Source organism: Pseudomonas sp. GW823-FHT02C02, from assembly GCF_058797635.1.
This window is the reverse complement of the sequence record NZ_JBXAJV010000008.1, coordinates 147,778-160,631: the sequence shown is the minus strand read 5'-3', so window position 1 is coordinate 160,631 and position 12,854 is coordinate 147,778. Positions and strand designations below refer to the sequence as shown.

Annotated in this window: 11 protein-coding genes; 6 read left to right on the top strand and 5 right to left on the bottom strand. The window is 60.5% G+C overall.

Annotation, left to right across the window (positions count from 1 at the left end; translation table 11 throughout):
• Positions 1 to 47 precede the first annotated feature (47 nt).
• Positions 48 to 257, top strand: coding sequence for a DUF2788 domain-containing protein (locus tag AC1ROI_RS16495; RefSeq protein WP_010467392.1), 210 nt, complete (start codon positions 48 to 50; stop codon positions 255 to 257).
• Here the strand turns inward: AC1ROI_RS16495 and AC1ROI_RS16490 are convergent.
• The 4 genes from AC1ROI_RS16490 to AC1ROI_RS16475 all read right to left on the bottom strand — a co-directional run bounded on the left by AC1ROI_RS16490 (position 252) and on the right by AC1ROI_RS16475 (position 6,751).
• Complete coding sequence (locus AC1ROI_RS16490) at positions 252 to 893, bottom strand: pseudouridine synthase (protein WP_010467391.1); 642 nt, start codon at positions 891 to 893, stop codon at positions 252 to 254. The genes AC1ROI_RS16495 and AC1ROI_RS16490 overlap by 6 nt on opposite strands.
• 70 nt (positions 894 to 963) lie before the next feature.
• Positions 964 to 2,463, bottom strand: a complete 1,500-nt coding sequence (gene amn / locus AC1ROI_RS16485) for an AMP nucleosidase (RefSeq protein ID WP_169858286.1) — start codon at positions 2,461 to 2,463, stop codon at positions 964 to 966.
• Positions 2,464 to 2,643: 180 nt separating this feature from the next.
• Complete coding sequence (locus AC1ROI_RS16480) at positions 2,644 to 4,293, bottom strand: acyl-CoA dehydrogenase family protein (RefSeq protein WP_102594330.1); 1,650 nt, start codon at positions 4,291 to 4,293, stop codon at positions 2,644 to 2,646.
• Positions 4,294 to 4,366: 73 nt separating this feature from the next.
• On the bottom strand, positions 4,367 to 6,751 hold the full coding sequence (locus AC1ROI_RS16475) for a hybrid sensor histidine kinase/response regulator (protein ID WP_102594331.1): 2,385 nt from the start codon (positions 6,749 to 6,751) through the stop codon (positions 4,367 to 4,369).
• A 417-nt stretch (positions 6,752 to 7,168) separates the two neighbouring features.
• Here AC1ROI_RS16475 and AC1ROI_RS16470 point away from each other — a divergent pair, with 417 nt between their 5' ends.
• The 4 genes from AC1ROI_RS16470 to AC1ROI_RS16455 all read left to right on the top strand — a co-directional run bounded on the left by AC1ROI_RS16470 (position 7,169) and on the right by AC1ROI_RS16455 (position 10,702).
• The gene (locus tag AC1ROI_RS16470) at positions 7,169 to 7,966 is read left to right on the top strand and encodes a hydroxymethylpyrimidine/phosphomethylpyrimidine kinase (RefSeq protein ID WP_010467387.1); all 798 of its coding nucleotides are present in this window, start codon (positions 7,169 to 7,171) and stop codon (positions 7,964 to 7,966) included.
• A 32-nt stretch (positions 7,967 to 7,998) separates the two neighbouring features.
• Positions 7,999 to 8,622: a thiamine phosphate synthase gene (gene thiE, locus AC1ROI_RS16465; protein WP_010467386.1), complete on the top strand. Its 624-nt coding sequence runs from the start codon at positions 7,999 to 8,001 to the stop codon at positions 8,620 to 8,622.
• 15 nt (positions 8,623 to 8,637) lie between these two features.
• The gene (gene hemL / locus AC1ROI_RS16460; RefSeq protein WP_010467385.1) at positions 8,638 to 9,921 is read left to right on the top strand and encodes a glutamate-1-semialdehyde 2,1-aminomutase; all 1,284 of its coding nucleotides are present in this window, start codon (positions 8,638 to 8,640) and stop codon (positions 9,919 to 9,921) included.
• A 226-nt stretch (positions 9,922 to 10,147) separates the two neighbouring features.
• Positions 10,148 to 10,702: a tetratricopeptide repeat protein gene (locus tag AC1ROI_RS16455; protein WP_010467384.1), complete on the top strand. Its 555-nt coding sequence runs from the start codon at positions 10,148 to 10,150 to the stop codon at positions 10,700 to 10,702.
• A gap of 179 nt (positions 10,703 to 10,881) precedes the next feature.
• On the opposite strand, the gene AC1ROI_RS16450 is transcribed toward AC1ROI_RS16455, so the two are convergent.
• Positions 10,882 to 11,211 carry a DUF1820 family protein gene (locus AC1ROI_RS16450; protein ID WP_007894425.1) on the bottom strand — a complete coding sequence of 110 codons (330 nt, stop codon included), beginning with the start codon at positions 11,209 to 11,211 and terminating at the stop codon, positions 10,882 to 10,884.
• A 134-nt stretch (positions 11,212 to 11,345) separates the two neighbouring features.
• On the opposite strand from AC1ROI_RS16450, the gene miaB reads away from it, so the two are divergent.
• Positions 11,346 to 12,674, top strand: coding sequence for a tRNA (N6-isopentenyl adenosine(37)-C2)-methylthiotransferase MiaB (gene miaB, locus AC1ROI_RS16445; protein ID WP_010467383.1), 1,329 nt, complete (start codon positions 11,346 to 11,348; stop codon positions 12,672 to 12,674).
• Positions 12,675 to 12,854: the final 180 nt, after the last annotated feature.

Here is a 12,854-nt window from a genome sequence, read left to right as displayed (position 1 = left end):
CCGTATACTCCAGCGCCTTTTAGCCCCGCCCGCGCTGGAGATATTCAATGGATCCTGCCGTACTCGAAGAGTGGATGATGACCGGACTGGTCAGCGTCCTGATCATTTTCATGGGTTTCATCGTCTGGGATCTGGCGAAAAAATCCAAGGCCGGACGTTTTGGCTCGTTCATTCTGTTCTTCGTACTGGGTCTGGGCGTGGCTGCGTTCGTGATCAAAAGCGTGGTCATCGGCCTGATCGAAACCGGCACGCTATAAGCGCGCCGGCACTTCCTTCCACTGGCCCTGATCGAGTCCTTCGATTGTCCAGTCGCCGATTCTGACCCGTACCAGGCGCAACGTCGGCAAGCCGACGGCCGCTGTCATGCGCCGCACCTGACGGTTGCGCCCCTCGCGAATCACCAACTCCAGCCAACTGGTCGGCACGCTTTTGCGAAAGCGCACCGGCGGGTTGCGTGGCCACAGCTCGGGCTCCTCCAATTGCCGCGCCTCGGCCGGCAAGGTCATGCCGTCATTCAGTTCGACGCCGTCACGCAAACGCTGCAACTGCTCAGCGCTCGGCTCACCCTCCACCTGCACCCAATAGGTCTTGGCCAATTTGTGTTTCGGGTCGGCGATTCGCGCTTGCAGCTGGCCATCGTTGGTCAGCAGCAGTAATCCTTCGCTGTCGCGGTCCAGCCGTCCTGCCGGATAGATCCCCGGAATCTCGATGTAATCCTTGAGCGTCGCCCGCCCTCCTTCGTCACTGAACTGGGTCAGCACATCGAAGGGTTTGTTGAACAGGATCAGCTTCGGCTCGGCCGGCGGCGCTTTGGCGACACGGCGCGGGGCTGGGGAGGATGGCGCAGGCTTCGCGCCAGGGCGGCGAGAAACGGGACGTTGTGGACGGGACATGGGAAAGAGGAGCATCTAACGGTCAGGGCTGCCAATGCTAGTGCCCTGACCGTCAAATGACCATCACGAATCAGCGGAACGGCGGCTCGTCGAAGCTGCGCAGTTTGCGCGAGTGCAACGAGTTGAGTTCGGTGCGCAACAGATCCACCGCCTCGATGCCGATCTTCAAGTGCTGGCTGACCGCGCGCTCATAGAAGGCGTTGGCCGAACCCGGCAGCTTGATTTCGCTGTGCAGCGGTTTGTCCGACACACAGAGCAACGTGCCATAGGGCACCCGCAGGCGATAGCCTTGGGCGGCGATGGTGCCGCTTTCCATGTCCACCGCCACGGCGCGGGACAAGTTGATCAGCGGACGCTCCTGCGCCCAGCGCAATTCCCAGTTACGGTCGTCGTAGGTCAACACGGTGCCGGTGCGCAGGCGTTTTTTCAGCTCGTCGCCCTTTTCGCCGGTAATGTTGGCGGCCGCTTGCTGCAAGGCCATCTGCACTTCGGCCAGGGCCGGGATCGGAATGTTCGGCGGCACCACCCGGTCGAGAATCCCGTCACGACGCATGTAAGCGTGCGCCAACACGTAGTCGCCAATGGTCTGCGACTGACGCAAACCGCCACAGTGGCCGATCATCAACCAGCAATGTGGACGCAACACCGCCAAATGGTCGGTGATGTTCTTGGCGTTGGATGGACCGACGCCGATGTTCACCAGGGTCACGCCATGGCCATCGCTGGCAATCAGGTGATAGGCCGGCATCTGATAGCGGTGCCACACCACGCCCGCAGCAATCGCCGAGGCTTCGCCGTGGTCCATGCTCTTTTCGATGATCACGTTGCCGGGCAATACCATGCGCACGAAACGCGGGTCACTGCGCAACTGCTCCAAACCATGGACGATGAATTGGTCAACGTACCGGTGGTAGTTGGTCAGCAGAATCCACGGCTGCACATGACGCCAGTCGCTGCCGGTGTAATGCACCAGTCGACGCAGGGAGAAATCCACCCGCGCGGCATCGAACAGGGCCAGTGGCAGCGGATCGGTGTTCTCCCAGTCGTACAAGCCATCGGCAATGCCGTCGGTCGCGGCGGACAAGTCGGTGCTTGGGAACACCCGCGCCAGCACGGCGGCGGTGACGCCGGAGCCGGCCAGTTCATCGCCCTGCTCGACCACGTAAGGATAAGGAATGTTTTGCTGGCTGATGCCGACTTCGACGGTCACGGTGAAGTCGTGCATCAACGGCACGAGTTGTTCCAGCAGGTATTTACGGAACGCCGCCGGATGGGTGACGGTGACACTGTAGGTCCCAGGCAACTGAACCTTGGCGTAAGCGCGGGTGGTCTGTGGGACTTCGCCCTGGCAGTGGTAGGTCAGACGCAGTTCGGGATAACGAAACATCGCACGCTGTTCAGCGTCCGGCTCGACTCGGTCCTTGAGATAACGCTTGAGCGCCTGGTTCAGCGCAGTGGTTGCACGATTGTGCAAGAGCGCAAGCCGGTCCACGGCTTGCTCGGCGGTTTGAACGACAATAAAAGCTTCGGTCACGATCAGCATCCTGTGTTCTGACTTGCAGAGCTTCATCTTGCCTGCATCGTCGCTTCACGGGAACAGTGGCGTGTTGGCTATATGTCACTGATAGCCCCTGTAGGAGTGAGCCTGCTCGCGATAACGGCTTGTCAGTCACATCGATGTTGGATGTGCCAACGCTATCGCGAGCAGGCTCACTCCTACAGGGGTTCTGTGTGGTTCATGCCATCGTGGTCAAAAACCCTGCGGAGTCGAGCGGGCGACGATCGCCTCAACATCCAGCCCACGCGGCAACGCGCCATACACCCGACCGGCCGAGCCGAGGCGACTGGCGATGAACGCATCGCTGACTGCCGAGTTGCCGGCTTCCAGCAACAGTTTGGCCTGAAGCCCCAGCGCAATGTCTTCAGTGAGCTGCCGCGCACGGTATTGAATGTCGCTGGTGTCCTTGAACGCCGTCTGCAACTGGCTGATGTGCGCAGCCAGGCGCTTATCGCCCTGACCATCACCCAACTCGCTGAACAACACATCAAGCACACCTGGCTCCTTCGATAGCGCCCGCAGCACGTCCAGGCACTGCACGTTACCGGAACCTTCCCACGTCGAATTGACCGGCGCCTCACGGTACAGGCGCGGGAGGATGCTTTCCTCGACATAGCCCGCACCGCCCATGCATTCGGCGGCTTCGTTGATCATTGCCGGGGCGCGCTTGCAGATCCAGTACTTGCCCACCGCCGTTACCAACCGGGCGAATTTGGCTTCGTGGCTGTCATCCAGATGATCCAGCGCCTTGCCCATGCGCAGGCTCAAGGCCAGGGCCGCTTCGCTTTCCAGCGCCAGATCGGCGAGTACGTTTTGCATCAACGGCTGTTCGCTGAGCAACTTGCCGCCGACCATGCGATGTGCGCAGTGATGGCTGGCCTGGGTCAGCGCCTGACGCATCAGCGAGCTGGAACCGACCATGCAATCGAAGCGAGTCATCGCCACCATCTCAATGATGGTCGGAACCCCGCGCCCTTCTTCACCGACCATCCACGCCAGCGCGCCACGGAACTCCACTTCGCTGGAGGCATTGGAGCAATTGCCGAGTTTGTTCTTCAGGCGCTGGATGTAGAACTGATTGCGCGTGTCGTCCGGGCGATGGCGTGGCAGCAGGAAACAGGTCAAGCCCTTGTCGGTCTGCGCCAACGTCAGGAAGGCATCGCACATCGGCGCGGAACAGAACCACTTGTGTCCGACCAATTCATAAGCCTGGCCCGGGCCACTGGCGCCGACCGGGTACGCCTTGGTGGTGTTGGCACGCACGTCGGTGCCGCCCTGTTTCTCGGTCATCGCCATGCCGATGGTGACACCGGCCTTGTGGGCCATGCCGACATTGCGCGGGTCGTATTCGGTCGAGAGGATTTTCGGCAGCCATTGCTTGGCCAAGTCCGGTTGCAGGCGCATCGCCGGGACGCTGGCGAAGGTCATGGTCAACGGGCAACCGCTGCCGGCTTCGGCCTGGCTGTGCAGGTACGTCATCGACGCGCGAGCCACATGGGCGCCAGGTTGCGGATGTGCCCAGGGTAATGAGGTCAAGCCGTGCTCGACCGCCGTGCGCATCAACTGGTGATACGCCGGGTGAAATTCCACCAGGTCGATGCGATGCCCGTATCGGTCATGGCTGACGAACATCGGTTTGTTCTGATTGGCCAGGAACCCTGCTTCCATCAGCGGCCCGCCGGCCAATGCACCATAAGCGTCGATCCGCGACTCGGCCCAACCCGCCCCGAAACGCCGAGACCATTCTTGCAAAGGCAGGTCGATGCGATAGAGGTTGACGCCGTCCAGCGACGGGGGCTGATTGGTGACTTCGTGGGTTTCGGCGAACTGATGCAGGTTCATGACGGGGCTCCTTTGGTCAGCCAAGGGATTCAGTTAAGCACCGCCTCTTGGCCGAACAAAGTGTCATACCCGCCTAAATGTCGGCGCTTTCGCCTTGCCCCGAACAGAGTACCCGGCGATAGAGCGCCGCTTGCAGATCCTCGAATTTCACCGGTTTGCTCAGGTGATCGATCAAGGCTCCCGTCGGGCAGCGCTCACGGTCGGCGCTCACGGCAATCACGAACACCGGCAAGTCGGCACAGCCCGGCAAGCCGCGGATCTGGCAGCAAAAGGCGGTGCCATCCAGCGTCGGCAACTGACCATCGAGCAGGACCGCATCGAAGCTTTCACGCTGCAAGAGGTCGAGCGCGGCAGCGCCGCTGTCGGTGGCGCGCACCCGGAACCCGAGCTTGAGCAACATGCCACGCATCACCAATTGATTGATGCTGTTGTCATCCACCAGCAGCACTGTGCAGTCCTGTGGCAATCGAAGACGCGGAAACTCGCGGGTCATCAAGGGCACTGCCGGCCGCTCGACCACAGGCAGTTCGAACTCGACGTCCAACTGGAAACGGCTGCCGCTGCCGGGCTCGGATCGATGGGTCAGGCGTCCGCCGAGCAATTCGACCAGTTGCCGACAGATCGCCAGGCCTACGCCCAGGCCGCCGTATTCACGGGTCATCGAGCCGTCGAGCTGGAAGAAGCGCTGATACAGCGTCGCCTCTCCCAGATCGGTAAAACCGATACCGGTGTCGATCACCGCAAACGACAGCGATATCCGACCGGTTTCCACCGGTTTGCCCGTCACGCGCAGTGCCAGCCCGCCGACCCGGGTGAACTTGATGGCGTTATCCAGCAGGCATTCCAGGCATTGCGCCAACTTGGCGCTGTCACCGTTCAAGCGATCCGGCAGGCCCGGCATCACTTCGACTTTGAAGTCCAGGGACTTGCCTGAAGCATTGCCCTCGAATTGGGTGCGCAAGGTGTCGACCACGCCACGCAGACTGAACGTTGCCGGGATGACTTTAAGCTTGCCGGCCTGCAACTCGGTGAGGGTCAGGATGCCGTTGACCATGCGCATCATGTCCCGTGCGGAGCCGGCGGCGGTTTGCTGGTATTGCTCCAGCTCCGGGTCCATCTCGACGGTTTGCATCAACTCCAGCGAACCGATCACACCGTTCATGGGCGTGCGCAATTCGTGGGTCAGGGTGGCGAGGAATTCATCCTTGAGCTTGTTACTGTGGGCCAGTTGCTGGTTCAGCACCTCGAGTTTCTGACCGGCATCGAACAGCGTCTGCGCTTGCTGCTCGCGCATGGCGTTGATGCGGTCGGCCAAGGCGAGGGACAGCAGCGCCACTTCGATGGCCGAACCGATCTGGCTGGAATACATGGTCAGGAACACGTTCGGCAGGTATCCCAACACCATGAGGGTGTTGACGATGCCGCCGAGCAGGAAGGCCGACCAGGCAATGATGAAATATCGGGCCACCCGCAAGCCACCGAGCCATGCGCATAGCCCGGCGATGAAAATCGCCACGGTGAAAACCAACGCCAAGGCTGTTGCCAGGCGCAAGGCCAAGGCGTAGCTGGTCATCAACGACAACCCGACCACGAGCGCACTGAACGCCACCAGCGCCAACAGTAAACGGTCGAGCCAGCGACTGTGGTTGGCCGTCTGCAAGAAGCTGCGGGCAAACTGGCTGCCGAACAGTCCAGCACAACCGATGAAGAATGGCGTCGCGGCGTTGGCCCACCACGGATTGTCCGGCCAGAAATACTCCACGGCTGCGCCGTTCACTGACAGTTGATACAGGCCGAAGGAAGCGATGTAGAAGATGTAATAGAGATAGCTGGTGTCGCGCACGCTGAGGTAGATGAACAGGTTGTAGACCAGCATCCCCAACAACACACCATAAATCAGCCCCAGCACATAAAGGCGGACCGGCTGTTCTTCGAGGTAAGCGGTGCTCGACCACAAGGTGACGGGCGCCTGGATCGACCCTTCGCTTTGCAGGCGCAAGTACACGGTTTGCGCCTGGTCAGGCAGGAAATCGAGATCGAACAGGTAGTTGTTCTGGCGGAACTCGCGACTGGCAAACGGCAACGCATCGCCTGTTTGCCGGGCCAATCGAAAGTCACCGCCAGCATCGGGCAAGTAGAGATCGAGGTGATCGAGGGGCGGATAGGCCAGTTCCAGCAGCCAGGTCCGTTGCGCCGCCGGGTTCGACGGACGGTAATGCAGATCGATTTTCAGCCAGAACACCGAACGCGAGTAACCGGCGTTGAGGGTGGCTTTATCGTGGGGCTTGAAGTTACCCGCCGCGGCTTGCGCACGGACATCGGCGATGGTCGCCTGACCGCCCGCGTCTTCGTAGACCTGCAGGGTTCGGCCCAGGGGAAGGCTCTGGGTGAATTCATCGAATTCGACGGCGCTCGCCATGAGGGGCAAGCACAACAGCAACATCAGCAAATAGCGCATTTAAGCCCCAGCGTGGCCTGTCCGGTTATCTCAGGAAGCCCCTCATTCCCTTTGAGTAGACGTAAAACCGGTATTACCTGTTATTGGTTTGGATCCACTCTAGCATAGCCGCTGATGGCCATTGAGCACCATTGAAATTTTTCCTGCAATGGCTCTAGTACGGGCGTTCCAGCGGCACACCTCAGGAAAATCTGTTTATACGGTCAGCTTATGGCTATGTGCAACACCTGAGGCGAGGGAGCTTGCTCACATGGAGGTGCGCAGCGCCCCACCCTTTGCATTCGGTCGGTAACATTGCGTCGCCAGATTCACCACGGCTTCGCAGCGGAACGGGGCAAGCCCTCTCACCACAATGTATCGGCAGACCTGGCGACCACTGCACCCGAAAATCGATGTTTGGTGGTAAGCTCGCGCACCATGAATATCTACAGCTCTCGCCCCGTTGTCCTCTGTCTCTCCGGCCACGACCCCAGTGGTGGCGCCGGCTTGCAGGCAGATATCGAAGCCCTGCTCGCCCAGGGTTGTCATGCGGCCCCGGCCGTCACCGCCCTGACCGTGCAAGACACGGTCAACGTCACTGACTTTCGCGTGCTCGACCGCGAGTGGGTGCTGGCCCAGGCCAACGCCGTGCTCAACGACTCCGAAGTCGCTGCCGTGAAACTGGGCATGCTCGGTTCCCTGGAGATGGTCGACACTGTCGTCGAACTGCTCTCGGCACACCCGCACTTGCCGGTGGTCTGCGACCCGGTGCTGCGCGCCGGTGGCGGCGGACGCCTGGGTAAGGATGAAGTCGGCTACGCCATGCGCGAACGCCTGCTGCCCCTGTCCATCATCGCCACCCCCAACCTGCCCGAAGCCCGGATCCTCGCCGAACTGCCCGAAGGCACCGCGGACGAGTGCGCTGAAAAACTCCTGCCGTTCGTCAAGCACCTGCTGATCACGGGCGGCCATGGCGACGAACACGAAATCCACAATCGCCTGTACAGCCGCGATGGTCACCGCGAAACCTTTACTTGCCAGCGCTTGCCCGGCAGTTATCACGGCTCCGGTTGCACCTTGGCCAGCGCCCTGGCCGGTCGTCTGGCCCAGGGTGAAAATCTCGTCAGTGCCGTGCAGACCGCGCTTAACTACACGTGGCGTACCCTGCGGGATGCCGAGCAGTTGGGCAAAGGCCAGTTCGTGCCGCGTCGCCTGCCGCTGGATTTCTGTTCGTAACTTTCTATTCGCACTGCGGTGAGGCTTGTCCGATGAAACTACGTGGCCTGTACGCCATTACCGACAGCCAGTTGCTGGCCGGTAAATTTCTTTCGTACGTGGAGGCGGCGCTGGAAGGCGGCGTCACCCTGCTGCAATACCGCGACAAAAGCAGCGACGAGGCCCGACGTTTGCGTGAGGCCGAAGCCCTGCGCAATCTGTGCGACCGCTACAAGACTCAGCTGATTATCAATGACGACGCCGAACTGGCCGCTCGCCTGAATGTCGGCGTACACCTGGGCCAGACCGATGGCCCGCTGTCGCCGACCCGTGCGCTGCTCGGTCGCCAGGCGATCATCGGTTCGACCTGTCACGCGCAACTCGAACTCGCCGAGCAAGCAGCCAAGGAAGGCGCCAGTTACGTCGCCTTCGGCCGCTTCTTCAATTCCAATACCAAACCCGGCGCACCGACCTGCAGCCTCGAATTGCTGGACCAGGCCCGCAGCAAACTGCACCTGCCGATCTGCGCGATCGGCGGCATCACCCTCGACAACGCCGCCCCGCTGGTGGCCCACGGGGTCGACTTGCTGGCGGTGGTGCATGGCCTGTTTGGCGCCGAGAGCACGGCTGAAGTGACACGCCGTGCCCGCGCCTTTAACGAATTACTGAAAATCTGATTTGAGAGCCCGATCATGTCTCGTTCCGAAACCCTGTTTGCCAACGCCCAGAAACACATCCCCGGTGGCGTGAACTCGCCTGTTCGCGCGTTCAAAAGTGTGGGCGGCACGCCGCTGTTCTTCAAACACGCCGAAGGCGCCTACGTCACCGATGAAGACGACAAGCGTTACGTTGACTACGTTGGTTCCTGGGGCCCGATGATTCTCGGTCACAGCCACCCGGACGTGCTGGACGCTGTGCGTAAACAACTGGAGCACGGCTTGTCCTACGGCGCCCCGACCGCGATGGAAACCGAGATGGCCGACCTGGTCTGCTCGATCGTGCCGTCGATGGAAATGGTGCGCATGGTCAGCTCCGGCACCGAAGCGACCATGAGTGCCATCCGTCTGGCCCGTGGTTTCACCGGTCGCGACAACATCATCAAGTTCGAAGGCTGCTATCACGGTCACTCCGACAGCCTGCTGGTCAAGGCCGGCTCCGGCGCGCTGACCCAAGGCGTGCCGAGCTCGGCCGGTGTGCCGGCGGATTTCGCCAAGCACACCCTGACTCTGCCGTTCAATGACATCGACGCGGTCGAAGCCATGCTCGCTGACGTCGGCCAGGACGTGGCCTGCATCATCGTCGAACCGGTGGCCGGCAACATGAACTGCGTTCCGCCGGCGCCAGGTTTCCTCGAAGGCCTGCGGACCCTGTGCGACAAACACGGCGTAGTGCTGATTTTCGACGAAGTGATGACCGGTTTCCGAGTTGCCCTCGGCGGTGCACAAGCGCACTTCGGCGTGACGCCGGACCTGAGCACATTTGGCAAGATCATCGGTGGCGGCATGCCGGTCGGCTGCTTCGGCGGCAAGCGCGAAATCATGTCGCACATCGCGCCACTGGGTCCGGTGTATCAGGCAGGCACCTTGTCGGGTAACCCATTGGCAATGGCGGCAGGCCTGACGACGTTGCGCCTGATCAGCCGTCCCGGTTTCCACGACGAGCTGACCGACTACACCAGCCGCTTGCTCGATGGCCTGCAACAGCGCGCCGATGCTGCTGGCATTCCGTTCGTGACCACGCAGGCTGGCGGTATGTTTGGCCTGTACTTCAGCGGTGCCGACGACATCGTGACTTTCGATGACGTGATGGCCAGCGACGCCAAGCTGTTCGGTCGTTTCTTCCACTTGATGCTCGAGGGCGGCGTGTACCTGGCGCCGAGCGCTTTCGAAGCCGGCTTCACCTCGATCGCTCATGGCGAAGCCGAGTTGAAACTGACGCTGGATGCCGCCGAGCGTGCCTTCGCCGCATTGAAATAACGCTGTGCCCGCTGACGTTGGCGATTGCCAGCGTCAGCTTTCACCTGGATTTACACCTTTATTCCTACGCTTCTGCTAATAATCCCCCGTCAATCGGGCGATATATTCCCCGTGCAGCAGAAAAACGAGTAAAGACTTTGTAAGGTTGGCCCTGCTTATTTCATAATGCGCGCTTATTGGATCCCCTCGATGGGTCCGCGCGCCCTTCAGAGGTAAGTCGATTCCCATGAACCGCACCGGCCGCGCCCTTGCACTGGGCTGCCTGTTGCTCCTTCAGCCCCTGCTCGCGCTCGCACAAGCAGGCGGCAACTCGTTGTTAATCCCAGCGATGGGTCGCTGCACCCTCAATACTCAGCCGCAAGACCTGACGCAAGCGCTCGCTGCCTGCCAGAAAGCGTCGGATGAAGGGGATGCACAAGCGCAATACGAGTTAGGTGAGTTCTACTACGACGGCAAAAACACCCCGCGCGACCTCAATAAGGCCCTGGGCTATTTTGAAAAAGCTTCGTTGCAAGGCCACGCCCAGGCGCAATTCAAACTCGGCACCATGTTCTTTCACGGCGAAGGCGTACCGGCCAATAACGTTCAGGCGTATATCGTGCTGAAAATGGCCGCGGTCAACGGTGCTGAAGAGGCACTGGATACGGCCGACGAAGTGGCCGAGAAGATGCCCCGCGAAGACCTTGAGATGGCGACTCAGGTGCTTGGGCAAATCTTCCGTAAATACCTGATGGAATTGCAGAGCGCCGATGGGCGTACGCCGTTTTCGCCGCTGCCCTGATTGACGCAGGCCCCTGTGGCGAGGGAGCTTGCTCCCGCTCGGCTGCGCAGCAGTCGTAACGTCAAACAATGCGGTGAATCAGAAAAACGGTGTTTGCAGAGTTTAGGGCCGCTTCGCGCCCCAGCGGGAGCAAGCTCCCTCGCCACAAACAACCCAGTTCATTTCAAAAGCTTTCCTGCTTACTTCTCAGGCATCGGCATCGGAAACGGCATGACATTGCCGACCGCGCCGCGGGCTTCGCTGATTTTCGGTGTGCCGAGGCGTTCCACTTCGTCGATGCGCACAATCGAATGCATCGGCACAAAACTGCGCACCACGCCTTCGAACTGAGCTTTCAACTTCTCTTCGCTCGGGTCGACGACCACTTGCGTGCGCTCGCCAAAGACGAACTCTTCCACTTCCAGGAAGCCCCACAGATCACTTTGATAGATCTGCTTGGCATACATTTCGTACACCTGGCCCTGGTTGAGGAAAATCACCTTGTAGATTGGGGCTTCACGTTTGGTCATGGTGGGCGGGCAACACATAGGGGATAAAAATGAGGGCGCGAACTATAGCATAGCCGCCGGACGCACAGCGGTAGGAACCTTGGGACATGTTCCCTATAATGCGCGGTTCTTTGAATCACGTGATGACACTGTCCATGGCCAAGAAGCTTTACATCGAAACCCACGGTTGCCAGATGAACGAGTACGACAGCTCGCGCATGGTCGATCTGCTGGGTGAACATCAGGCCCTGGAAGTGACCGCTCGCGCTGAAGACGCCGACGTGATCCTGCTCAACACCTGCTCCATTCGTGAACGCGCCCAGGACCGGGTGTACTCCCAGCTCGGCCGCTGGCGCGAACTGAAACTGGCCAACCCGGACATGGTGATCGCCGTCGGCGGCTGCGTGGCCAGCCAGGAAGGCGCGGCCATTCGCGATCGCGCGCCGTATGTGGACGTGGTGTTCGGCCCGCAAACCCTGCATCGCCTGCCGGAAATGATCGACGCCGCGCGCGCCACCAAGCTGCCGCAAGTCGACGTCTCGTTCCCGGAAATTGAAAAATTCGACCATCTGCCCGAGCCGCGCATCGATGGCCCGAGCGCTTATGTGTCGGTCATGGAAGGCTGCAGCAAATACTGCACCTTCTGCGTGGTGCCTTATACCCGCGGTGAAGAAGTCAGTCGGCCGTTTGATGACGTCATTGCCGAGATCATGCACCTGGCCGAAAACGGCGTGCGCGAAGTGACGCTGCTGGGCCAGAACGTCAACGGCTATCGCGGGACCACGCACGACGGACGTTTGGCCGATCTGGCCGAGCTGATTCGTGTGGTGGCCGCCGTCGATGGCATCGACCGGATTCGCTACACCACCTCGCACCCGCTGGAGTTCTCCGACAGCCTGATCCAGGCCCACGCCGACGTGCCGGAACTGGTAAAACACCTGCACTTGCCGGTGCAATCGGGCTCGGACCGCATTCTCTCGGCGATGAAACGCAACCACACCGCGCTGGAATACAAATCCAAACTGCGCAAGCTGCGGGCAGCTGTCCCAGGGATCTGCATCAGTTCGGACTTCATCGTCGGCTTCCCGGGCGAGACCGAGAAAGACTTCGAACAGACCATGAAGCTGATCGAAGACGTCGGTTTCGACTTCTCCTACTCGTTCGTCTACAGCCAGCGCCCTGGCACCCCGGCTGCGGATCTGGCCGACGAGACGCCGGAAGAACTGAAGAAAGAACGGTTGAACGCGCTACAACATCGCTTGAACCAGCAAGGTTTCGAGATCAGCCGACAAATGGTCGGTTCGATCCAGCGGATTCTGGTCACGGATTATTCGAAAAAAGACCCCGGCGAACTGCAAGGCCGGACCGAGAATAACCGGATCGTCAACTTCCGCTGCGACAATCCGACCTTGATCGGCCAGTTCGCCGACGTGCACATCGACGCCGCACAGCCGCACTCGCTGCGGGGCTCGCTGATTTCGTAACACCGTTAAACCTGTAGGAACGAGGCTTGCCCGCGAAGGCGGACTGACACTCACCACATGAGTCGTCTGAAATACCGCCTTCGCGGGCAAGCTTCGCTCCTACAGGGCCGGTGTTTGGCGCTGGATTATTTAAGAGCTTTCGCACCCAGCCCACTGGCGTTATCCTTGATTTCATCTTAA